The 23,776-nt window shown below is 66.1% G+C and carries 15 protein-coding genes; 9 read left to right on the top strand and 6 right to left on the bottom strand.

The window, feature by feature from the left end; genetic code table 11:
* Window positions 1–2 precede the first annotated feature (2 nt).
* The 3 genes from AC6UUM_RS13090 to AC6UUM_RS13080 all read right to left on the bottom strand — a co-directional run bounded on the left by AC6UUM_RS13090 (window position 3) and on the right by AC6UUM_RS13080 (window position 13,398).
* Window positions 3–3,299, bottom strand: coding sequence for a hypothetical protein (locus AC6UUM_RS13090; RefSeq protein ID WP_500802713.1), 3,297 nt, complete (start codon window positions 3,297–3,299; stop codon window positions 3–5).
* Between the two features lie 3 nt (window positions 3,300–3,302).
* Window positions 3,303–11,711, bottom strand: a complete 8,409-nt coding sequence (locus AC6UUM_RS13085) for a hypothetical protein (RefSeq protein ID WP_500802712.1) — start codon at window positions 11,709–11,711, stop codon at window positions 3,303–3,305.
* A 238-nt stretch (window positions 11,712–11,949) separates the two neighbouring features.
* Window positions 11,950–13,398: a S41 family peptidase gene (locus AC6UUM_RS13080; RefSeq protein ID WP_500802711.1), complete on the bottom strand. Its 1,449-nt coding sequence runs from the start codon at window positions 13,396–13,398 to the stop codon at window positions 11,950–11,952.
* 204 nt (window positions 13,399–13,602) lie between these two features.
* On the opposite strand from AC6UUM_RS13080, the gene groES reads away from it, so the two are divergent.
* Both groES and groL read left to right on the top strand, forming a co-directional pair.
* On the top strand, window positions 13,603–13,890 hold the full coding sequence (gene groES / locus AC6UUM_RS13075) for a co-chaperone GroES (protein ID WP_353199185.1): 288 nt from the start codon (window positions 13,603–13,605) through the stop codon (window positions 13,888–13,890).
* Between the two features lie 50 nt (window positions 13,891–13,940).
* Window positions 13,941–15,584, top strand: a complete 1,644-nt coding sequence (gene groL / locus AC6UUM_RS13070; protein WP_500802710.1) for a chaperonin GroEL — start codon at window positions 13,941–13,943, stop codon at window positions 15,582–15,584.
* A 298-nt stretch (window positions 15,585–15,882) separates the two neighbouring features.
* Here groL and AC6UUM_RS13065 read toward each other — a convergent pair whose 3' ends face one another.
* The gene (locus AC6UUM_RS13065; RefSeq protein WP_500802709.1) at window positions 15,883–16,026 is read right to left on the bottom strand and encodes a hypothetical protein; all 144 of its coding nucleotides are present in this window, start codon (window positions 16,024–16,026) and stop codon (window positions 15,883–15,885) included.
* Between the two features lie 113 nt (window positions 16,027–16,139).
* On the opposite strand from AC6UUM_RS13065, the gene AC6UUM_RS13060 reads away from it, so the two are divergent.
* Genes AC6UUM_RS13060 through AC6UUM_RS13050 form a run of 3 tightly spaced genes read left to right on the top strand, consistent with a single transcriptional unit; the run spans window position 16,140 to window position 17,614 of the window.
* A complete protein-coding gene (locus AC6UUM_RS13060) occupies window positions 16,140–16,652 on the top strand; it encodes a DUF2975 domain-containing protein (RefSeq protein WP_500802708.1) in 513 nt (170 codons plus the stop codon).
* 4 nt (window positions 16,653–16,656) lie between these two features.
* Entirely contained in the window at window positions 16,657–16,881 is a 225-nt protein-coding gene (locus AC6UUM_RS13055) for a helix-turn-helix domain-containing protein (protein WP_500802707.1), read from the top strand.
* Complete coding sequence (locus AC6UUM_RS13050) at window positions 16,871–17,614, top strand: hypothetical protein (protein ID WP_500802706.1); 744 nt, start codon at window positions 16,871–16,873, stop codon at window positions 17,612–17,614. Before AC6UUM_RS13055 ends, AC6UUM_RS13050 begins: the two co-directional genes overlap by 11 nt.
* On the opposite strand, the gene AC6UUM_RS13045 is transcribed toward AC6UUM_RS13050, so the two are convergent.
* Window positions 17,611–18,993 (bottom strand): MATE family efflux transporter, encoded by a 1,383-nt coding sequence (locus tag AC6UUM_RS13045; protein WP_500802705.1) that lies wholly within the window; start codon window positions 18,991–18,993, stop codon window positions 17,611–17,613. The two genes, AC6UUM_RS13050 and AC6UUM_RS13045, sit on opposite strands and share 4 nt — an antisense overlap.
* Window positions 18,994–19,183: 190 nt before the next feature.
* On the opposite strand from AC6UUM_RS13045, the gene AC6UUM_RS13040 reads away from it, so the two are divergent.
* Complete coding sequence (locus AC6UUM_RS13040) at window positions 19,184–19,813, top strand: class I SAM-dependent methyltransferase (RefSeq protein WP_500802704.1); 630 nt, start codon at window positions 19,184–19,186, stop codon at window positions 19,811–19,813.
* On the opposite strand, the gene AC6UUM_RS13035 is transcribed toward AC6UUM_RS13040, so the two are convergent.
* Complete coding sequence (locus AC6UUM_RS13035; protein WP_500802703.1) at window positions 19,803–20,615, bottom strand: MlaA family lipoprotein; 813 nt, start codon at window positions 20,613–20,615, stop codon at window positions 19,803–19,805. The genes AC6UUM_RS13040 and AC6UUM_RS13035 overlap by 11 nt on opposite strands.
* 76 nt (window positions 20,616–20,691) lie before the next feature.
* Between AC6UUM_RS13035 and AC6UUM_RS13030 the strand changes: the two genes are divergently transcribed.
* The 3 genes from AC6UUM_RS13030 to AC6UUM_RS13020 all read left to right on the top strand — a co-directional run bounded on the left by AC6UUM_RS13030 (window position 20,692) and on the right by AC6UUM_RS13020 (window position 23,759).
* Window positions 20,692–21,627: an ArsR/SmtB family transcription factor gene (locus AC6UUM_RS13030; RefSeq protein WP_500802702.1), complete on the top strand. Its 936-nt coding sequence runs from the start codon at window positions 20,692–20,694 to the stop codon at window positions 21,625–21,627.
* Entirely contained in the window at window positions 21,624–22,553 is a 930-nt protein-coding gene (metF, locus tag AC6UUM_RS13025; protein WP_500802701.1) for a methylenetetrahydrofolate reductase [NAD(P)H], read from the top strand. Before AC6UUM_RS13030 ends, metF begins: the two co-directional genes overlap by 4 nt.
* Before the next feature lie 147 nt (window positions 22,554–22,700).
* Window positions 22,701–23,759: a homocysteine S-methyltransferase family protein gene (locus AC6UUM_RS13020; protein ID WP_500802700.1), complete on the top strand. Its 1,059-nt coding sequence runs from the start codon at window positions 22,701–22,703 to the stop codon at window positions 23,757–23,759.
* The last annotated feature ends 17 nt before the right edge of the window (window positions 23,760–23,776 follow it).

The following is a 23,776-nucleotide window of genomic DNA, read 5'->3' as shown; positions in this document are numbered from 1 at the left end:
GCCTATACCAGTTCGAGCGTGGCCGACGCGACCGGGCTGGACCGGCCGATCGGATCGATGAGGATGATGCTGTATTCGGTGTTGTCCGGCGCGATCTCGCCGGTGCTGGTGCCGGCCAGCATGAAATTCCCGGCCACCGCTATGGGTTCTTCCAGGATGATGGTCGGCAGGCCGCCGGGCAGCCGGCGGATCAGCCGCACCGTGAAGCTGCCTATTTCGCCGCCTTGCAGCGGGCCGGGGTGGCTGATGCTCAAGCTGACATTGCTGAGGCCGCCAGCCGCTACGGTGCCGGTGATCGCCGTGATGGTGGCGGCCGGCGGCGCGGCGGGTGGCACGATGATCAGGCTGACGGCGTTGGACGCGGCACTCCACAGGCCGGGCACCGGCGTGCCGGCGGCCACCGATCCGCTTTCCGGTTGGCCCTGGGCCTCGGCCACCCAAGCATAGCGGAACCACGGCTTCAGCCGGGCGGTGTCGGCAATGACCAGCGGGCCATCGTCGCGCACGATCGCGATCTGTTCACCGCTGTTCGGATCAACCGGGCCGAAGGCGCCGGTGGTGACGATGGGCATGGCCAGCGGATTGCCGCCGGCCGTGGCCGTGCGCCGCAAGCGCCAGGTTTCGCCGGCCGTGGCGCCTGGTGCGAGACGGATGGTGACTTCGGCGACAATATCATGCTCGCCGGTCTGCGCGTGTGCGGGGCGCACCGACACCAGCGGCCGCGGCGGCGGATCGGCGTTGGGCACACCATAAAGGATGATCGGCAGGCTGCCGAGCGGCGGCTTGGCGCCCGACGCTGTTTCGGCGGCGATCTTGTAGACGCTCAGGAGGCGCAGGCTGCCCGACACGGCGTGGCGGAAGGCCTTGCCAGCGCTGGGGCCGGCGCCGGTATCGCGGATGACATTCTCCAGCTTTTCAAACAGATGGTCGGGCAGCAACGCCTGATGGGTGCGCCACACCGAAGCACGCGCGGCGGCATCGGCGGCATTGGCCAGCGCCGTGAGAATGTCATTGCGACCCAACGACCTGATATGCGCGGTCAGGCGGTTTTCATCGGAATAATAGACGCCGTAACGCGCCTGGCCGGGTTGCGGGACCCAGCGATGTTCGATCCAGGCGAGGCCGGTGACATCGGGGCGGGCGCTGTATTGCAACTGCGCCGGCACGCTGATCTGCGGCGGCGGGCGCAGATCACGCAGACGCAGCAGGAAGGGTTCGGACGGGGTGGAAAGCTGGCCGGCGCTGTCGATCCAGGTCGCCGTGATGCGCAGATAGCGTTCCTCCATGGCATCGAGGATCGGGCCGGTGTGGGTGACATCAATGCGGAACATGCCGGGCTGAGTGGGGATGGCGACCTTGCCGGCCACTGCCGGCTCGATGGTGGTGATGCTGCCAAAGCGCTGATCGCGGAGTTCCAGCCGCACGCGGTCGAGCGGAAAGCTGGCGGGGGCCAGGGTGGCGGCATCGGGCACCGGCACATGGATCAACACCGGGCCGCCGACGCTGGCGGCATTGGCGACCGGCACCGGGGTGTAATAAGCGGTCACATCGGGGCGCGGCGGCTTGGGGCGCGGTCCGGCGACGGCATTTTGCCCCGTCCAGTCTGAAAAGCGGCCGAACCGGTCCTGCTGCGCCACCAGATAGCGGATCGGCCCGGCATCGGCGCGATCATCGGTGATGGTGCCGGTGCCTGGCGGCGGCGCCGGGCTGCCCGACACATCGACACCTAGCCCCAAGATGATCGGCACGTGCCAACCGCTGGCGTTGCTTCGATTGATCGCGGCAAAGCTGCCGGCGCCGGCCGGCGGCGTGCGTTTCTGGGCGGCGACCAGCCCCGCGACCATGACACCACTGATGCCGACATCGATCGACCGGATCGGCGCGCCATTGGTCGGCAGCCAATCCTGATGGTCGGCCTTGAAGATGGCCGGCGGATCGACCGGATCGAGCGGGGCGCCGCGATCGGCGACTGCCATGCAGCTGATCGCGATATATTCACGGACATCATCCAGACGGTCGTTGCTGCCCGGCTCCAGCTTGAAACCGGCCTTGCCGACGCCCGTGCTGACGATTTCGTGCAGTTGATCCCGGCCGATGCTGCGGCCGTCCAGCGGGATGGCGAGGACCATCAGGTCGAACAGGATTTCCGAAAACGGCCGATCTTTGGCAGCCGGCACGGGAAAATCCCGGAAGAAGCCGTTGGTGCGGTAAAAGACGAGGCTGTCGTCGTGCGTCTCCCACCGGTCATCCAGCGCCTTGTACCCAAGATAGGTGGCGGCGCCGGGGTCGCTCTGATGCTGGAACACCCGCTGGATGCGCAGCTGCGCGGCGGTGCCGACGACCTTGCCGGTGGCATCGATGATCTTGTCCTGCGTCTGCTGCGCCAGTTGCGGCAGGCTGACATCGTTGATCAGCGGATCGAGATCGGCGGCGAGCTGGATGCAGAGCGAGGCGACGCGGCCCTGCTCTTCGCTGTCGGTGAACAGCGGCGCGCTGCCCGGTGCCGGCGCCCCCAGCGCATCCTGCAACGGCCGTCGCTTGGGAGCCTGCGCCCTGACTCGGGCTTGCGCGACATCCTCCGGATCGGTGATCCCCATGTAGCGCGCGCCGCCCTTGTGCGGCAGCGCCAACACGGTGAATGGCTCCCAGGGCAGGCGTTGATTGTCTTTGGCTTCGATCCATTCCAGCCCGCGCACCAGCCCTTCGCCTTCGATGCGCAGCTCGATCAGGCCGGGGCCGGAAAAGGCATAACGCGGCTGTGAGCGCCGGCCGATCAGCGCCGGGCCGCTGGCCGCGCTGATATAGGCCGACACCCGCAGGCCCGCCGGCGCGGCAGCGGGCTGCACGCCGCCGCGGGTGCGCCCGCCGAAAACCGGCAGATCGCCGCGCCGGATCGGCAGTTCGCGCCGCAATCGGGGCGACACGGCGAAACGGATGGGCAGATCATCGCGGATCACGCCCTGCGGCGGCTCGCGCGCCGGCGCGGCGTTCAACTGGGCCCAGATACAGGTTTCGCTGGGGCCAATCGCAATGCGCGCCTTCACGACCATGCCAGGCACCACATTGAACGGCGGGATCAGTTCGGTATCGCCAGCATAGAAAAAAGCGGTGTTGCGCCGCTTGAGCATCTTGGTGCCCTGCACCACCGCGCGTTCGATCACGAAAGGCGCCACCGGCAGGCCGAGCAGCGGATGATGGTGCAGGCGCAGATGGTTGCCGGCGCGGGCATGATGTTCGGCCAGCCCGGTGGGCAGGGCGTGCGCACCGAACAGCACAGGCGAGACGATGGGGTGCGACATGGTTCAAAGACCCTCCCGATCGAGCATGGCGGGGCGGCTGGACAGGCTGCGGCTGGCGACGATGTTGCCATCGCTGGCGATGAACGCCAGGCTGAGGCTGTGATCACCGGGCGGCAGCACGATCGGCGCAGCGGGCTTCAGGAACACCCGCGTCCAGTTTTCGGTGGCGCGGTGCACCGCCAGGCTGGTGCCGGCGATGCTGGCGCTGTCCAGCTTGAAGCGCGTGCCGATCTCTGCCCGTTCACCCGGCTGGCCGGCGTTGATCAGATAGGCCCCTGTGCGGTTCAGGCTTTCCAGGCTGTCCACCAGCACGCCTTCGATCTGCCAATTGGCCCCCGATTGCCGCCAGATGACATAGGTTTCCGGCCGGCGCGTCGGCAGTGGCAGCGTGTCGGCGCCAATGGCGGCCAGCAAGGCGCCGAGCTGCTGATCGGATACTTCCAGGCCGCCGCCGGGGATGCTGGCGGCCGGTTCGATCAGGATTTCGGCGGGCCGGAACGGCGCCGGCCCCGGCGTCGCCAGGCCGAGATCGGCAATCAGCGCCGCCGGGCCGCTGTAGCGCGAGGTGACGAAGCGCGTGGGCCACACGGTCATCGGATCACTGCCGTTGGTGCGCGGCGCGGTGACAGCCAGATCATACATGGCCAGCGGTTCCAGCGCGAAGCGGGTGGCCAGCGAAACCCCTTCGCCGAACGGCACATCGGGGATGCAGGGCGCCTGCGCCAGCGCGGCGTCGATCAATGAAAAGGCCGGGGGTGACAATTGCGCCGGGAAGGCAGTGGCTTGGCTGCTCAGCGGGATCAGCGGCAACAACTGGGTGATCAGCGCGGCCGGCGTGGCCTGCGGGGCCGGATCGGTGCGTGCGATGCGGATATCCACCTTGCGGCCATAGGTGCGCAACAACGCCTCGACGTGGCCGGCGTTGAAATGCACCCAGATCGGATCATCGGTGAACTGCGCGGCGCGACCATTGGCGGGTTCGACCAACGCGATATAGCGGGCAATGTCGCGCGGATCGAAGACATGTTCATTCAGGCCATCCTGGGTGAGACCGGTGCTGGTTTGCTCATCCGCCACTGCGAAGTGGAAGCGTTGCGGCGCGCCGGGTTTGAACGCGCCAGGATCAAGATCGCTGATCGCATCGGGCCGATCGGTGGCGTCCTTGTTGGATTGCCACACCGCCCACGACCAATGCGCTTCGATTTCATAGGCTTGGCCGGGCTGCAACAGCAGTTCGCGGCGACTTTGCGCTGGCGTGGTCAGCACGTTGGTCAACAGGCCCTGCAGATCGTCGCGGTGCGCCTGATCGGCGGCGGCACGCTGGACCTGCACGACATCGGTGCCGCATGCGCTGAGCAGGATAACGCGCTTGCCGGCTGGCGCGATGATCTGCGCGCCCTGCCAATGGTCGCTGCCCGGCGCCGGGCGATATTCGATCACCTGGCAGTTGCCGGTGCGGCGCAGCACGCGGCCGGGCCAGACGGCATTGATGGCACCGGCCTTGATGCCACGCACGACCAAATCGGTGGTTGTCGTGCCTTGCGTGGCCTGCGCCAGCCGGCCCAGCAACTGGTCGAACGCCATTGGCGCTTTGCCATCCTGATCCGGCGCGCCTTGCCGGCCGCCGTTCAGGCAGATTTCGATGATGGCCGCCTTGCCGTCGCCGCCGGCCAGTTCGATGCGGGTGATGTCGTCGCCAGTGAAGCTGAGCGTCTGCACGACATTCCGGTCCGCCGTGGTGATGGCGGCGCTGACCCTGGTGCCGGCGGCATCAAAGGCGCTGCCCTTCACCTGGCCGGCGAACAGCATGATCTGCACATCCACCTGCGCGACCGGGCCAGGCAGGCTGATATCCAGCACGTCGGCGCCGAAATACAGCTCCGGCGTGCCGTCGTTGCCGGGCGCGGTTCCGGCCACATTGTCCATCAGCATCAGCGCGCCGCGCCCCGACGGATCGACGAAGATGAGTTCGCGGTGGGCGAACTTGCCAATGCCGCGCGGCAGATCGAGGCCGCCGAAGTTGATGCAATTCGTCCCGGCCGGCGTGTCACCGCCGCTGCGGCAGACGCGGAAAAGCACGGCTTCGCCGTTGCCGCCTGTGATGGCGATGCGCACGATCGGCGTGCCGGCGCTGAGGGTGAGGATTTGCGGCACCCTTTGCTGGTTCGTCGATGTCGTACTGGCGACGGACGCGCCGCCCGCATCAAAGCCGGTGGCCTTGACCGCGCCGCCAAACAGCATCAGCGCCAGCTCAACCGAAAGGCTGCCCGTATCGAGCGCGATCAGCACGCCGCCGGCCGGCACCAATATCTCGGCGCCATTGTCGCTGCCCGGCTGCGCCGGGTCCTGCGCTTGATCGACGGCATCGACCAGCTTGATCCGGTCATTCGCTTCGATGGGGGTGATCTCGACGCCGCCAAGCACGACGCTGCCCACATCGCGATCCGGTTTCAGGCGGGTGAAATCGATGCAGCGGCGGTCATCGCCTTGCGGCGGCTGTTCGGGCGTGCGGTCGCCGATGCGGCAGATGCGGTACAGCCACACACTGTCCTGCCCGCCGCGCACATCCAGCCTGGCGATACCGTCGATACCGGTCAGGCGCGCGACGATCGGCCGGCCGGCCTGGCCGGACAGGCGGACATTGTCCACCACGCTGCCGGCGGCATTGAAGGCCCGCACCTCGAACGCGTGGCCGCGTCCGCTGATGAAATGCAGCTCGAACTGGGTGGCCGGGGTATCGGGAACAACCAGGATGCCGGCATCCGGGATGCTGATGTCGGCGCGGCCATCGCTGCCGAAGCGCGCCGGTTCGACGCTCGCATCGACCTGATCGACCATGGCGAACGGCCGATGACCATCAATGGCATTGATGGCAAAGCCGCCGGTCTGCACCTTCGTCTCTTTGCCGATGGGGCGCAGATCATCGAACTGGTGGCAGCGTTTGCTGGCGCCGCCGGGCCGGCCGGGGGCATCGCAGACCAGCAGGGTGATGCCGGGGCTGACAAGCGCGCGATCGTAGCGCACTTCATAAGGCAGCGCGGTTTCCTCGATGCCGGTCGGCACGCTGTGCCACAGCCAGGGCAATTGCACCCCGGCGGTCACGCTGCGGCCGGGCAGGGGAATGGGGGCGGGGGTGGGGACAACGCCGCCGCCGTCCAGGGTGCGGCCGGCGAGCATGGCCAGGCTTTGCAGATCGCGGCCGGCGATGTCGCCCATCTGGGTGCGGATGCGCGGTTCGCCGAAAGCGACGAAGCTGCTGGGGTAAGGCGGCTGGGGCGGGCCATCGGGCGCCATGCGGGCGCCGTAGAGGCCGTGCGCGGTGGCGCGCTCACCGAACACGCAGGCGCGGCGCGGAGTCGGCACGGTTTCACATAGCGTGCCGGCGGTGCCCGCCGGGGCGCCGTCGCTGCCGGCGCCGCCATTGTCCAGATTGACCGCCCAGTTCCACGGATTCCACGCGAGCAGCTTCAGATTGGGGCCTTCATGTTCGGATGGCAGCGGGTTGCCGCCGACGCCCGACGCATCGGGCTGGCGATAAGGTGTGCCCGTCCAAACGGCCTGCAACGGCGCGGCGGATGCCGACGCGACAATCGCGCCGCCGGCTTCGCGCAGGATCAGCCGATCGAGCCGATACGCATATTTCAGCCGGTTGCCGCCGAACCATTCGGCAGCGGCGGGCAGCGCCGGGATGGCGAATTGGTTCTGCGCGTCATTTTCGCTGATCGAATGGCGGAAATGCAACACCGGGGCGGTATCGGCCCACACCGTGTTGTTGTCTTTGGGCGGCACGCCGGCGTTGGCCCCGCCGGCCAGATCGAACAGCGGCCGGGCGGCAATCGGCGAAGCGATTGGCGCGGCTTCGCCCATCACCCGGTCGCGCCGGTCGGTGAGCGAGATGCTGACGATCGGCGGTTCCGGCGGCGGCGGTTCTGGCACGCTGGCCGAGCCGATCTCGATGCCGACGCAGCCCTTCAGCGAGAAGAAGAACAGATCAACCTCGCCGCAGAATTCGCCGGTGAGATACACGTCCTCCTGGAAATAGGTGAGGATCAGCTCGCCGCGGGCGGCGATCGACACCACCACCAGATCGAGCTTGCCGGACACGAACACGCCGCCCTTGATCAGCAGCGGGTTGGTGCCAAAGCCGACCAGCACCTTGGCGCTGGCGGTGAGCGAGATCGGGCCGGCCGACCAATTGATGCCCCAGCCGGCGCCGAAGCCGACCGAAAAACCTTCGAAGCTGAAACGCGGATCGCCGCCCAGGGAGGGCAGGCCATCCTGTTCGACCATCAGATAGGCCCAGACCTCGGCATTGAGCGATCCCGGCAGCAGCTTCAGCGTGACCGGTTCGCCATGGCGGCCGTGCGCGGTCTGGCCATCAGAACCGAGGCGGACATAGGCGCCGCGCAGCGAGGCCGGGAAATAGGCCGAGAAGGGGATCTTCAGTTCGAGCAGCTTGGGGATGTTGTATTGCGCCGCGACCGCGACTTTCACGCCATCATCGTTGATCACCACCAGCCCGGTGATAGTGCCCGATGGGCCGCTCTGATCTTTTGCGGTCTTGTCGGGCACCTTGATGATATTGACATCGACGCCCAGTATGACTTCGAGATCGGGGAAGCCGACCACCAGCATGCCGCCGGCCGAGAACGAGAAGCTGACATCCGGCATGGTGCCGACGACGACGCCGACGCCGATGGCATATTGATCCTTGCGCGGCTGATATTTGTTGCCCGGCGGTGCCCGCCACCAATCGAGTTCGCGGCCGACGGGATCGGGATTGCTGCCCAACCGGCGTTCGCCATTGGCGACGAACATTCCCTTGAACCCATAAAGGGCGGCCCCCGATTGGGCGAGCGGCAGCGGCGTGGCAAATTGCACACCCAGGAACAGTTCCAGGAAGATCGACGGCGCGATGGCCGGCGGACGGCCCATGGCCAGCCCGGCCTGCACGCCGATGCCGAGCGGCGCGACCTTGGCGTCCACTCCGGCGCGGATGACCCCGCCATCCTCGATGCGCAGCCGGCCTTCCCCGGAGACGACCTCCGCCACATCAAGCTTGACGGTGAAGCCGCGCAGTTCGAACGTCGGCACCGGATTGCCGTTTTCCCAGGTCAGGCGGAAGATCGCCTCACTGACTTCGACCACGCCCAGATCGAGCGCGGCCGCGACCCGCATTTCGACCCACATCGATCCGCGACCCATCGAAACCTCGACGATGCGCAGCAATTCCCCCAGCGCGCCGGAAATCTGCCATTTGCCGGGATCCTCGATCTCCATGCTGTCGGTGGCATAGGCAAAGCCGATCTTGTCCCAGCCGGCCTTCGTGTTGTCGTAACTGATGCCGACATTCTTGTAGCGGATCTTCACCGGATGCGCGGCGGCCGTTTTGATGCCCAGCACGCCGCCATCGATGTGGAGGGTGCAGACATAATCGGTGGTGAGCTTGAGCTGATAATCCGCGCGGATATCGGACAGCGCCCGCGTCTGTGCCTCGGCCTCCAGCGCCATGACGGTCGTTCTTGATCCGGCCCCGACCAGCGGCCCGCCGCCGGCGCCGCCAAAGCTGATCCCCGCCACCGCCGTTGCCGCCACCAGCGCGGCGACGCGCCCGCCGGAACCGACCATGTCATTATCGGCATCGAGGCCGGACAGCAGCATTGGGCCGATCGCGGCGGCCATGGTCAGATTGGGCTGCGGAGTGCTGAACAGGCCTTCGGGATCACCTTCGGATTTGATGCCCAGCGTCGCCCGGGTGAAGCCGGTGCGGCTGTCGTGTACCCATTTGGCATAGACGGTGAGCACTTCGCGATCGATGGCCGCCGGGCCGCCGCCGATCGGCGGCAGTGGCGCCGTGGCCGGGCTCCAGGCGAATTCGGCCTCGATGATCGACGGCACGGCATCCTGAAAGCCCACGGCGGTCGGGCTGTCCCAGCCGACGACCAGCTTGACGCGATAATCGATCTTCGGTTCGCCCACCGGGGCGGGCAACGGCGTGCGATCACTGTTGGGCACATAGGATCGGCGCAGCGTGGCATCGACCTCGGCAGAAAGGGTGCGGCGCTGCGCGCCCGGCAACGGCACGGCATCGGTGACGGCGTAGATGTCCACGCGGCGATATTTGCGGCGGATGCCCTCGCTGGTCGGATCGGCATTCTCGCGGTTGGCCCAGCCTTGATGCTGCCCGGCAAAAAGATGCTTGATCAGCCAGCCGTTGGCGAGGCTGGCGTCGCTGCGGCTTTCGGACTTTTCCGCTCCCTCCAGCGCAAGTTCGGCGCGTTCTTCCTTCGTGTCGCCGCTGGCTGAGCCGCTGTCCCACGCCGAGGTTTCGCCGCGGGTGAGGATGCGGGCGCTTGGGATGAGCGTACCGGCGCTGGCGCCGGGCTGGCGCGCGGTGAACAGGCTGCGGCCGCGCGCGGCGCGATCCTTGGCGAGCTGGAGATTGAAGGCGTCGGGCGTTTCGTTCACCGGGTTCTGGTTGCCGCCGGCGCCGATATCGTCGCAGCGCCCAATCACCAGAAATTCGGCGTTCGGGTAATTCGCTGCCCAGGCCAGCAATTGTTCCTGCACGGCTGCTGCGTCTGACGGCGTGGTGGCGGCTGCGGCCGGGCGCAGATCGCCCCAGCCCAGCACCGTATCCTGCTCGAACGCCATCAGGATCTGCACATGCCGATCATGTTCGAACACCGGCGGCGCGCCCCCTTCCGGTACGACAACCCGGACGAACTGATCCGGCTGCACATCGACCCCGCTGGGCGAGGCCGGATCGAGGATGCCCAGCTCGGTCAATGGCGTGAACTGGCCGCGAGCGTGAAAATCGGACAGTGCAAACGTGGCTTCGGTGGCCGACAGCGGCAAAGGCCTGCCGGGGTCCGCCCCTTCCGATACGCCGCCGACACTGCCAATCAGCAGGCGACCCTGTTCCACCAAAGTGATGGCCAGATGCGCCGTGCGGGCGGTGGTTTCGCCGGCCGCCCGTTCGGACAGCCGGATGGTCCAGCCATTCACCATGCCGGCAAAATCCGGCTGATAGCTGCTGCCGCTGCCGGCGCGGTCGGAGCCGAGGATTTCCCAGGTGAAGATGCTGGTGCCCGGCGCCGTCGATACTGCGGTCAGCGTGACGGCGCCGATGTCGGCCGGCGTGCCGGCCAAGTGGATGACATCATCGACATCGGTGCCGCCGACCGTGGCCCTGATGCTGGGGATGGCACCCAGCGCGACGAAGCGGAAGACGATTTCGGGGTGCGTGAATTCGGTCGCCTGGTCATTCACGGTGACCACTTCGATGGGTTGCACCCGCAGCACCTGGCCGTGGAGGATCAGCCCTTCGGCACTGTCGCCTTCCTGCACGCCGACATCCGGGAAGCGCCATTTCGCCTTCCATTCGATCAGCGTGCCGGGGGCAGGAGGGCCCGGCGGGGCCGGCAACGTGAAGCCGCAGCGGATCAGCGTCAGCGCATCCGGATTGCCGCTGAGCTGCACGAGGCGGGACTGGCCGGACCCGGTGATGGCGAGTGGGGTGGCGCCCGGCTCCTGAAAGAACTGGAAAGTCGCAGGATCGAGCGCGTTGCGGCCGAACTGCAACTCGAATTCGCCCTGAATGCCCATGGGCTGGCCGAACAGCACATTCTTGATGCCACCCGACAGATCACCGATGATCGGCAGGTTGCGCGGCGCATAGACTGTCGCTTCCTCGATCATCATGCCGACCCAGCCGGGGCCCTGGCCGCGCTCGAGTACCTGCGGCGGCGAATAGGTTTCGGAGGCATCGAACAGCAGGCGGCCGACGGTCAGTCCGACTTCGGAACTGCCCAGGAAGAAATGCGGCGGGCTGAACACCAGTTCGGCCACCGCGCCGTTGAGGGCCGAAGGGTCGATCGGGTCCGGGTTGTCCACGAACAGCAGTTGCACATCGGCCGCGGCATTCAGTTTCTGCAGGCGCAAGGTCGCCGATCCGATTATGCGCACCGGTACCGGCACCGGATCACGCAGCAGATGGCGGGCAGTGGTGCCGGTTTCCTTGACGAACGTGGCCGATTCGAGCCCGTAAAGCGTGAAGATGAATTCGGAGAGGCTGAGATCGAGCCGCCAGCCGCTGGCCGCCGGCTCCAGATTGTCGCCGGCGCCCGGCGCGCTGCGGATCAGCGCCAGCTGGAACGGCACCCCGCCGTGGACCAATGGCAGGCTGAGCGACCCGATGCCGAGATCAATTTCGGTAACATCCGAGCCAAAAACCGGCGCAAGCGGCTGCAAGCGGCCATTATGGATGATGCTGGCCGGCGCACTGAGCGATTCAAGGCCGGTTACCGAGAAACGGTCGATGAAGTCCTGAATTTTTTTCGGTAGGACATTGCTGATACGATCAGTAATGTCGAACAGATCGACCAGCGGAATGCCAGCAGTATTGGCCACGACTGTCCTTCCTGAAGAGCAGGTTACAGGGTCAGCTTTATATCAATTTAATTCATGGACATGTATTTTTGTTCATGATTGATCTTGAGAAAGGCTAACATGTCCATTGTGGACCCGCAATGTCGTGGCACGGGAAAAATCTGTGACACCGGATTTTACAGTTATTTAGCAATATTTAGGTTGCAGTTACTATGATTATGCTGAGGGTGCGCGCCGCTCTGGCTTGATCCGCCGGTTCCTAAAAGATTCCCGGCAGTTCGCGCTGGGCCGCGCTTGGCGCAGTGGCCAACAGGGGCAGGCGGCCCAAGGATTGTTCGCGCAAATCGGTGCCGCTGCTGGCGATGGTGGAGCAGGCGCCGCCGCGCAGGGCGCTGATCGCGGTGCTGATCGAGGATTCGGTGCGGCCGAAGGGTTCGTTGTAACGGTCTGGCGCGGCGCAGGTGCGGCCGCCGCGGGTCGGCAGCAAGGGTGCCAGGCCGTTGAAATAATCGCCCTGGCGGTCGGCATTTTCCAAGGCGAAGGCGACGATGCGCAATCGATCATCGCAGGCGGCGCGATCAACAGCGATCTGGCCGACCGGTTTGCCGGCGGTGTTGCTGCCAACGAGGATCAGATTTTCCCGCAGATAAGGCAGCATCGAATTGGGCACCGATTCACTGGCGGAGGCGGACGTCGACGAGGTGACGAACGCCAGCCCGGTCGGCGAAACAGCATCAGCGTTGGCCCGGAACAGGCGGGTGGTATTGTTGGCCGATTTCGATGGCCGGAAGGTGGTGTAGGCATAAACGTCGCTGGCCAGGCGATTGCCGCCAAGCAAATCGCCCATCAATTCGGCCGTGCGCACCAGGCCACCGCTGTTATAACGCAAGTCGATCACGACGCGGGTGATGCCTTCCGCGCGGAAACGCGCGAATGCGCTGCGCAGCGGGGTTTCAGCGCTGCTGATGAAGGTGCGCAGGTTGATGTAACCGGTCTTGCCGGCAGCGCCATCGTCGAACACCAGGCTACCAAAGCGCGGCGACAGCGGCGGGATATCGAACACGGCGCGGGTGATGGTGACGGTGCGCAAGGCGCCGTCACCGCGATTGCGCAGTTGCAGCGTGCGGGTGACGCCGGCGTTGGAAGGTCCCAGCGCGTCCGAAACGGCAGCGCTGCCGCCGCGCGCGAACAGATCGGTCACGGTTTCCAGCGTGGTGGGGTTGGTGCCAACGGCGATGATCTCGTCGCCGCGATCAATGCCGGCGGCAAAGGCCGGCCCGGTTTCGAAGGTGTCGATGATGTAGGTGCGCCGTGCCGCGCTGTCATATTCCAGGCGGATGCCGAAGGCGGCGGTCTGCCCGGTGGCGTTGAAGGCATTTTCGTCGGCGATGGAGGTGATGTAGGTAAAGCCGCGATCCTTGCCCGCCGCGCGCGCCGTGGCGGTGAGCGCATCGATATAGGCCTGCACGCTGGCATAGCTGTCGGGCGACAGGCTGGCCGGCAGATCGGCAGGAAAAAGATAATTCTCGCGGATCTGCGCTTCGGCCCACAATTGCCGTTCGCGCAATGAGCATTGCGATGAGGTTGGGGTTGGCGTTGGTGTCGGCGTCGGGGCCGGGGTGGCGGAGCCGCCGCCGCCACAGGCCTGCAGCAACAGGCTGGCGGTGATCAGCGCCGAAACGCCGGACACGCGAGACAGGAATTTCATGCTGTTGTTGTGACGGCGAAGCGGCCGGCTTGTCCAGCGCGCTGCCCGACAATTTTGCCGCAGCCTGGCGCGACATTGGCCGGCGAGGTCTTGACGGGGGCAGGGCTGCCCACCATATCGCCTCCAGCTGCTGGCACTCACTTGAAGAGAGTGCCAGCAGCACCCGGATTTGGGCATCAAGCCCGCAAACGAAAAGAGGGAATTATGGCATTTCGTCCGCTCCATGACCGTGTGCTCGTCCGCCGCGTCGAAGCCGAAGCCAAGACCGCTGGCGGCATCATCATCCCCGACAGTGCCAAGGAAAAGCCGCAGGAAGGCGAAGTCGTCTCTGTCGGCACCGGCACCCGCGCCGATGACGGCACCATCACCGCGCTGGAAGTCAAGGCCGGCGATCGCATCCTGTTCGGCAAGTGGTCGGGCACCGAGGTCAAGCTGAATGGCGAAGACCTGCTGATCATGAAGGAAAGCGATATCCTGGGGATCATGGGCTGATCGCCTGACCCGATTTTCGCTACCGAAACCAATTTCAAAGGAAAAAGAACATGGCTGCCAAGGACGTGAAATTTGGCCGTGATGCGCGTGAACGCATCCTGCGCGGCGTTGATATCCTCGCCGATGCGGTGAAGGTGACCCTCGGCCCCAAGGGCCGCAACGTGCTGATCGAAAAGAGCTTCGGCGCGCCGCGCATCACCAAGGATGGTGTGACCGTCGCCAAGGAAATCGAACTGAAGGACAAGTTCGAGAACCTGGGCGCCCAGCTGGTGCGTGAAGTCGCCAGCAAGACCAACGACACCGCCGGCGATGGCACCACCACCGCCACCGTGCTGGCCCAGGCCATCGTGCGTGAAGGCCTGAAGTCGGTTGCTGCCGGCATGAACCCGATGGACCTGAAGCGCGGCATCGATCTGGCCGTCGGCAAGGTGGTCGAAGATCTGAAGGCGCGCTCCAAGCCGGTCGCCGGTTCGAGCGAGATCGCCCAGGTCGGCACCATCTCGGCCAATGGCGAGCGCGAAATCGGTGACATGATCGCCAAGGCCATGGAAAAGGTCGGCAAGGAAGGCGTGATCACCGTCGAAGAAGCCAAGGGCATGGACAGCGAGCTGGACGTGGTCGAAGGCATGCAGTTCGACCGTGGCTATCTGAGCCCGTACTTCATCACCAACGCCGAAAAGATGCAGGTGGAACTTGAGAACCCCTACATCCTGATCCACGAAAAGAAGCTGTCGAACCTGCAGGCGCTGCTGCCGGTGCTCGAAGCCGTGGTGCAGTCGGGTCGCCCGCTGCTGATCATCGCTGAAGACGTCGAAGGCGAAGCGCTGGCCACCCTGGTGGTCAACAAGCTGCGTGGTGGCCTGAAGGTTGCCGCCGTCAAGGCGCCGGGCTTCGGTGATCGCCGCAAGGCCATGCTGGAAGACATCGCCACCCTGACCGCCGGCGAAATGATCAGCGAAGACCTGGGCATCAAGCTGGAAAATGTCACGCTGCCGATGCTGGGCAAGGCCAAGCGCGTCACCATCGACAAGGACAACACGACGATCGTCGATGGCGAAGGTGCGGCCGAGACCATCAAGGCGCGTGTGGAACAGATCCGCGCCCAGATCGAAGTCACCACCAGCGATTACGACCGTGAAAAGCTGCAAGAGCGTCTGGCCAAGCTGGCTGGCGGCGTTGCGGTGATCAAGGTCGGTGGCAGCACCGAAGTGGAAGTGAAGGAGCGCAAGGACCGTGTGGACGATGCGCTGCACGCCACCCGCGCCGCCGTCGAAGAAGGCATCGTGCCCGGCGGTGGTACGGCGCTGCTCTATGCCACCAAGGTGCTGGAAGGCCTGAAGGGCGCCAACGACGACCAGACCCGGGGCATCGATATCATCCGCAAGGCGCTCTATGCGCCGGTGCGGCAGATCGCGGCCAATGCCGGCCATGATGGCGCCGTGGTCTCCGGCCGTCTGCTGGATGGCAACGACACCACCATCGGCTTCAACGCCCAGAGCGAAGTCTATGAAAACCTGGTTGCGGCCGGCGTGATCGACCCGACCAAGGTCGTGCGCACTGCGCTGCAGGATGCCGCTTCGGTGGCGTCGCTGCTGATCACCACGGAAGCGGCGATCAGCGACCTGCCGGCCGATGACAAGCCTTCGCCTGGCGGCGGCGGCGGCATGGGCGGCATGGGCGGCATGGACTTCTGAGATTGAGGCGGCCGTGGGTAGTGCGCAGCGCTATCCACGGACTCGCCGAAATCCGTCCAGCGAACAGAAAAAGGGCGGCCCCCACAGGCCGCCCTTTTTTCTATTCGTCTGACAGCGTGGCTCCGCCACGCTCTTTCGTCATTCTTCCTTCCTTGATGCCACCCTCAGCGGATTCGGCGGCTCCGCCGACCGGCCGCGCTCATCAGGACCGGCCTTTCTTTCCATCACCCCGGACAAGCGGCACGATGGATGCTGGCCTTCGCCAGCATGACTGAGTGCTTTTGGGGAAGGGCGGCCCCTACTGCCCCGCCACCGCCTCAGCCGCCGCCACGTCTGCATTCGCCTTTTCGATCACTGCCTGCTCATTGCCCTGCGGCGCGGCGCTTTCCTTGCTGCACGCGGCAAGCAGGACGAGGGCGAAGAAGGTGATCATGAAACGCATGGCTGCACGATAGCCCGCACCACACACGACGCAACCCCAACCCATGCCCAGTCATGGCTTGACCATATCGATTATCAATATATCATGTATTGATAATCAATAAGGAAGCCGCCATGTCCCTGCAACGCGCGACCGAAACCATCCTGCGCCTGTTTGCGCTGGCCAATATCATCGCCGGCGCTGTGGCGTTCGTCGCGCTGATCGCCTCGTTCCCGTTCGAAACGCAGGTGCTGGCGCGGCTGGCGGCCAAATATGGCGATGCGGTGGACGGCGCAGCGGTGCTGTGGCCGCTGCGGCTGGTGGCGGTGCTCGCCATGGTCGGCACCGTGCTGCTGCACCTGTTCCTGTCAGCCCTGCGCAGCGTGATGGCCACGGTGCGTGCCGGCGATCCGTTCATCGCCGCCAATGCCGATTGCCTGGTGCGGATGGGCTGGGCGCTGGCCGGCGTGCAGGGACTGCAATTGTTGTCGGGCGGCCTGACCGCCTGGTTTGTGCGGCTGGGGGTGGAGGTGCCGTTGTGGTCCCCATCGTTCCTGGGCTGGCTTGGCGTACTGCTGGCCTTCGTGCTGGCGCGGGTGTTCCGCCAGGGCGCGGCGATGCGCGATGATCTGGCGATGACGGTTTGATCGCGTGGCGCTGATCATCCAGCTCGATGCGCTGCTGCACGCGCGCCGCATGACGCTCACCGAATTGTCGGTCGCGGTCGATCTCACGCTGGCCAATCTGTCCATCCTGAAAACCGGCAAGGCCCGCGCCATCCGCTTTTCGACGCTGGAGGCGATTTGCGCCGCGCTCGATTGCCAACCCGGCGATCTGTTCCGCTACGAGGCCGATGGGGGGCAGGATGATCACTGACATCAGATCGGCCTATGCGAATGCGCTGCGGTTTGTGCTGGCCCTGCCGTGGCTGGTGGCGCTGGTGGTGGCGGTGGAGTTCGCGCAGCATATCGGCGAGATCAGCCTGGGCATGTATGACAGCATGGCGCAGGCCAAGGCGATGGAGCAGGCGCCGCTGCGAATGGGGCTTGGCCATGCCAAGGTGCTGGTGCTGGCGCTTCTCGGTTATGCGGTGGCGCGCTTCATCGGCTTGGGCCGGGATGCGGCGGTGCGGCTTGATGGCCTGGCGGTGCGGCTGTTTGCCCGGGTGTTGGCGTTCGGTGCGATGTGGACGGTTATCGGCCTGGATGGCAGCGCACTGCTGGGTGCCGTGGGCATTGATGCCGGCAGCGCCGGGCGGGTGGTGGCCGGGCTGGCGATTGCCGGCTTTGTGTTGCAGATCCCGTTGGTGCCGTGGAAGATCGCCGCGCCGCTGGGCAATGCGCAGATCGGCTTTGTGCGGTCGATCGGATTGGCGTGGCGGCATATACCATGGGGGCTTGGGCTGGTGCTGCTGGCGATCCTGCCGGTGATGGCGCTACATTATGGGCTGTTTCTGGGTGCCATCGGCCACGGCCGGGCGCTGGCGTGGGTGGCGGCGGCGCTGGATGCCGTGGTGGTCGGCTATCTGGGCGTGTTGTTGATCGCGGTGGAGTTCGCGCTGGCCCAGCGTATCGCGGCTGCGAACGGGGTCGCGCTGTTGCGGGCCTAGGCCGGCCGTGCCCGCCACACCGCGGCGGCATTTATCAAGCCGAACATGACCATGCCCACCGCGGCCGCCAGATAGACGCGATCGAGCGCCGCGGCCTGGCTGGCAAACCAGGCGGCGCCGCCGGCGGTGATGCTCAGCCGCACGACGCCGGCGATCAGCGGCCCCTGCATGCGGCCGAAGCCTTGCGACGCGAAATACAGCATCAGGCCCAGCCCGAAAAACCCATAAGCGCCGCCGACCATGCGGAACCACAGGCTGCCGGCCGCATGCACCGCTGGGTCGCGGGTGAACCAGTCCATCCACAGGCCGGGCGCCAGCATCAGCGTAACGCCGACCAGCGCACTGCCGGCAAAGCCGAGGCCGGCCGCCAGCCAGGTGACGCGCCAGGCGCGGCGGTGCTGCCCGGCACCCGACGCGGCGCCAACCATGGTGACGACACCGGTGCCCAGCCCGAACAACAGCGGTGTCAGCAATGTATCGACGCGCGAGGCCAGGCCATAGCCGGCCAATGGCTGCGCGCCATATTGGCCGACCGATCCGGTGATGGCGACAATCGTCAGGCTGGCCAGCAAGGTGCCGACTGCCGAGACCAGCCCGACGCGCAGGATGGCGGCGAACAGCTTGCCATCGATGGGGTGCGGCGCGAGCGTGATCGGCCCGGTGCCGCGCCGCAGCCAGATCAGCAGCGCGGCCAGCGCGCCGGCATAGAAGATCAGTGTGGCCACCCCGGCGCCGGCCACACCCAAGGCCGGCACCGGCCCCCAGCCGAAGATCAGCAGCGGCGACAAGGGCACCAGCACGGCCGCGCCGGCGAGGTTGATCAGCGCCGGCAATTTGACTTCGCCGGCCCCGCGCAGCGCCGCGCCGATCAGATTGACCAGCCAGACGATGGTGGCCCCGCCGAACACCCAGGCCGAAAAATCCAGCGCGTTGGTGAGCGTCGCGTCGCGGCCGCCCAGTGCGGCATAAAGCGCCGGCCCGGCCAGCTCCGCGCCGAGGGTGAAAAGCAGGCCGAAGCCGACAGCGATCAGAATCGCGTGCCAGAGCAGCGCATTGGCCTGGGCCTGGTTGCCGCCGCCCTTGGCCCGCGCAACCGCCGCCGCGACGCCGCCGCCGATGCCGCCATTGCTCATCGTGCCCATCAGCACGAACAGCGGCAGCACCAGCGCGACGCCGGCCACGGCTTCGGTGCCGAGCCGACTGACCCAATAGGCTTCGAGAATGGACACGAACAGTTGCGCGGCAATGACCAGCAGCACCGGCGTGGTCAGCCTGGCCAGAGTCGGCAGGATCGGGCCGTTCAGGATGGCCGCGAATCGCGCATCGGGGCGCGGCGCGGCAGGCGGTTGGGTACGGTCGATCGAGGCGGCATCGGCCATGGCAGGCAACTCCAAGCGTGGGCTTCTGCCAACAGACTATGCCGGCCCCGGTCAACGTAGCGAATGTTGCAGCCGGCAAAGCAGCAGCTTGGCGTGTCGGTCAATGCGGCATGCAGGGCGGCGCGTCCGGCAGCAAGGGCGGCGTCGGCCCCCGCTTGGCGCGGCCCGGCCGGCGTGCAACGATGGCGGCATGGGCCTTTACTCCGAAACAATCTTCCCTTGGCTGCTCGATCGCGCGCTGGGCCACCCCAATATCATGGCGAGGCGGCGCGCGCTGGTGGCCGGCGCCACCGGCGACGTGCTGGAAATCGGCTTTGGTTCGGGCGCGACTTTGCCCTTCTATGATCCGGCGCACGTCGCCAGCCTGACCGTGGTGGAGCCATCGGAGGGCATGAACCGCCGCGCGGCGGCGCATTTGGCCGGATCGCCGGTGCCCATCACATCCGTGCCGGGCGCGGGCGAACGGTTGCCCTTTGCCGACGCCAGTTTCGACACGGTGGTCTGCTGCCTGACACTGTGTTCGGTCAGCGATGTCGGCCAGGTGCTGGCCGAGGTGCGGCGGGTGCTGAAGCCGGGCGGGCGGTTCCTGTTTCTGGAACATGTGCTGTCGGACGATCCGGAACGGCAACGCTGGCAGCATCGGCTGAACCCCATTCAAAAGGTGGTCGGCGTGGGCTGCAACCTCAATCGCCCTTCGGCCCAGATGGTGCGTGATGGCGGCTTCACCCTCGATCCGATGCCGTTGCAGGAGGAAGAATATGCCTTCGGCGCGTTGAAGAGGCTGACCCCGCTGGTGATGGGGGCCGCGATCAGAGTTTAGGCGGCGCGGCCTGCGGCGGTGTTTCCGTCACCGGTTCCGGCGCCGGCTCGGGGGGCGTGTCCGTCTCCGGTTCGGCAAACGGGTCTTCATCGGCCGGCAATTGACCATCGAACAATTGTAGCCGCCGGCGTTGCAGGAAGGCTGATCTGGCCAGCGCATAATCATCGAGGCTGTCGGCCAGCAACTTGTCCACGCCGGTATCGACCAGGCTGTTGCGGAAATTGATCACCCGCCCGGCGGCCATGCCGATGCGCACGCTCCAGGCCGGGCTCAACGCGGCGTTGCGGGCAAAATCGGCGGGATCGACGAAGAAATCCACCGGCGTGGCGATGCCGTCGCGCAAGGTGGACGGGCCGAACAACGGCAGTACCATGTAAGGCCCGGATTTCACGCCCCAGCGCGCCAGTGTCTGGCCGAAATCCTCCGGCTCGCGCGGGCGGCCCAGATCCGTGGCGACATCGGCAATGCCCGCCAGGCCGAGCATGCTGTTGAGGATGAAGCGATCGAGCGTGCGGAACGCTTGCGCCAATTTGCCTTGCAGCACGGCATTGGCGAAATTCGCCGGCTCGCCATAATTGCCATAGGCGTTGGTGACGGCGGTGCGCACCGGCGGCGGCACCACGGCACGATAGACATTGGTGGTCGGCCGCAGCACGAAGCGATCGAGGCCCTTGTTGAAATTGTGGACCCGGCGATTGCTGCGTTCCCAGGGATCGGCCTCGGCGTGCGAAAGATCGGTGCTGCCCGTGCTGGCGCAACCGGCCAAAGCCAGGCAAAGCGCAAGAAGGGTCGCGCGCGACATGGGATTCGTGTCGCACGAAGCGGCTGCGGCGGCAATCTGCTTGACGGACATAAAGATTGCTTTATGTCCCATTTTCATGGAACAGCTGCTCATCATTCTCCGGGCCGTGGGCGATCCCAGCCGGCTGCGCATCCTGCTGCTGGTGCAGGGGATGGAACTGGCCGTGGGCGAAATCGCCCAAGTGTTGCAGCAGAGCCAGCCGCGCGTGTCGCGCCATTTGCGCATCCTAGAAGAAGCCGGCTTGATCGAGCGGGTCCGCGAAGGTGCCTGGGTGTTCGTGCGGCTGGGTGCGGCGGCCACCGTCACGCCGGTGTTGGCGCTGATCGACACGCTGACCGTGCATGAGGATGTTGGCGCCGCCGATCGCGCCCGGCTGGGGCAGGTGCGGGCCGACCGCGCGGCGGCAGTGGATGCCTGGTTTGCCGCCCATGCCGGCGAATGGGAACAGGAACGATCGCTGCACACGCGCGAGGCCGGGGTGGAACAGGCGATCATGGCGGCGGTTGCGGGCGAATTGGGCGATCTGGTCGATGTCGGCACCGGTACCGGCCGCATGATCGAGCTGCTGGGCCGCCAGGCGCGCTCGGCCCTGGGGCTGGATCGCAATCCGGAAATGCTGCGGCTGGCGCGCAACCGCATCGATGCCAGCGGGCTGGCCCATGCCCGCGTGCAGGCCGGGGACATGTACGCACTGCCGTTGCCGGCGGCCGCGTGTGACACGCTGCTGCTGCACCAGGTTCTGCATTATGCCGACAATCCAGGCGCCGTGATCACCGAGGCAGCACGCGTGCTGCGCCCGGGCGGCCGGCTGCTGATCGTCGATCTGCTGCCGCATGCGCGTGAAGAGTTGCGCCAGGAGCGCCGGCATGTGCGGCTGGGCTTTGCCGACGATGCGGTGCGGGGCTGGATGCAGGAGGCCGGGTTGGCGGGCGCGGTGGCAGCCCAGCTGCCAGGCGAGGACGTCGATCAGCTTGGTGTGGCGTTGTGGTTGGGTGAAAAGGCGAAATCATGACTCTCAGTCTCAATCAGATGGCGGAAGCCTCGCGGGCGCTGAGTGGGCCGTTGTTTGCCGATTTGCCGGGCGATCTGGCCGTCAGCTTTGAATTCTTCCCGCCGAAGACGCCTGCGATGCACGAAGCGCTGTGGCAAGCGGTCGAAACCTTGGTGCCGCTGGGCCCGCGGTTTTTCTCGGTTACCTATGGTGCCGGTGGCACGACGCGGGAACGCACCCATGCCACGGTGGCGCGCATTGCCGCCGAAACGCCGGTGCCGGCCGCTGCGCATCTGACCTGCGTGAATGCCACGGCCGATGAACTCGATGGCATTGCCGATGAATATTGGCACGCGGGCGTTCGCCATATCGTGGCGCTGCGCGGCGATCCGGCGGGTGGGGAGGCACGCTTCACGCCGGTGCCGGGCGGCTATGCCAGCGCTGCAGAGCTGGTGAAGGCGCTGCGCCGACGCCACCCGTTCGAGATATCGGTGAGCTGCTATCCCGAAACCCACCCGGAAGCGCCGAGCCCGAGCGCCGATCTGGATGCGTTGAAAGCCAAGCATGATGCCGGCGCCAGCCGCGCCATCAGCCAATTCTTCTTTGAACCCGATACGTTTTTCCGCTTCCGCGACCAGGTGGCCGCAGCGGGCCTGAATGTCGAACTGGTGCCGGGCATCCTGCCGGTGACCAACTTTGCCAATCTGAAACGCATGGCGGCCAGCTGCAACACCAACGTGCCGGACTGGATGGCGCATCTGTTCGAGGCGCTGGATGACAAGCCGGCGGCGCGGCAACTGGTGGCGGCGACCGTGGCGGCGGAGCTGGCACGGCGGCTCTATGCCGGCGGGGTGCGGCACTTCCATTTCTATACGCTCAACCGCGCCGAGCTGAGCTACGCCATCTGCCATTTGCTGGGCGTGCGGCCGGCGCAGGAGACCGCGTGATGATACCGGCACAATCGGCTCCCCTCCCGCTTGCGGGAGGGGCCGGGGGTGGGTTTGCGCCTCTGGCCCACGTTCGGTTTGGCCGGCGATTTCGTTCCCACCCCCAGCCCCTCCCGCAAGCGGGAGGGGAGCCACGAGTGCTGTGTGATGATTGAGCGTTCCCATGCGTCCGAAACCCTGCGCGCTGCCGCCTCCACCCGTATCCTGGTGAAGGATGGCCCCTATGGCACCGCCATCCAGGCGCTTGGCCTGAAGGCCGGCGATTATGCCGGAACCATGGCCAGCAACCATGATCAGAAGGGCAATAATGATCTGTTGAACCTGACGCGGCCGGACGATATCGTCGGCATCTGCAATCGGTATATCACCGCCGGGGCCGACTTGTTGGCCACCAACACGTTCAACGCCAATCGCATCAGCCAGGCCGATTATGGCCTGGAAGGGCGGGTGCGCGAGATCAATATGGCGGCCGCGCGCATCATCCGTGGGTGTGTGGATGCCGCCATTGCCGCAGATGGCAAACCGCGCTGGGTGGCTGGCAGCCTGGGGCCGACCAACAAGACGCTGTCGCTGTCCCCGCGTGTGTCCGATCCCGGCTATCGCGAGGTGGATTTCGATGGCGTCAAATCCGTGTACCGTGAACAGATTGATGCGCTGATCGAAGGCGGAGTGGATTTCATCCTCATCGAAACCGTGTTCGACACGCTGAATGCCAAGGCCGCTGCCTTTGCCGCCGCCGAAGCCGCCGACGATCTCGGCCGCGACGTGCCGGTGATGCTGTCGATGACGCTGACCGATCTCGCCGGGCGCAATCTTTCCGGGCAAACGGTGGAGGCCTTCTGGCATTCCATCCGCCATGTGAAACCGGTGGCGGTCGGGCTGAACTGCTCGTTCGGGGCCACTGAATTGCGCGCGCATGTGCAGGCGCTGGCGAAAGTGGCGAACACGCTGATCCTCACCTACCCCAACGCCGGCCTGCCCAACGACATGGGCGCCTATGACGAACAGCCGGAAACCACTGCGGGCCTGATCCGCGGCTGGGCCGAAGAAGGTCTGGTGAACATCGTTGGCGGCTGCTGCGGCAACACGCCGGCGCATATCGCGGCGATGGCGCGGCAGGTGGCCGGCCTGCCGGCGCGGGTGGTGCCAGTGGAACGCCCGGCGCTGCGGCTTTCGGGGTTGGAGTCGCATGTCTATGCAGCCTGAGCTAAATTCACCTCTTC

The organism is Sandarakinorhabdus sp., from assembly GCF_987265915.1.
Note: the sequence above shows the minus strand (reverse complement) of the source record. Positions and strands in the feature narration are given on the sequence as shown.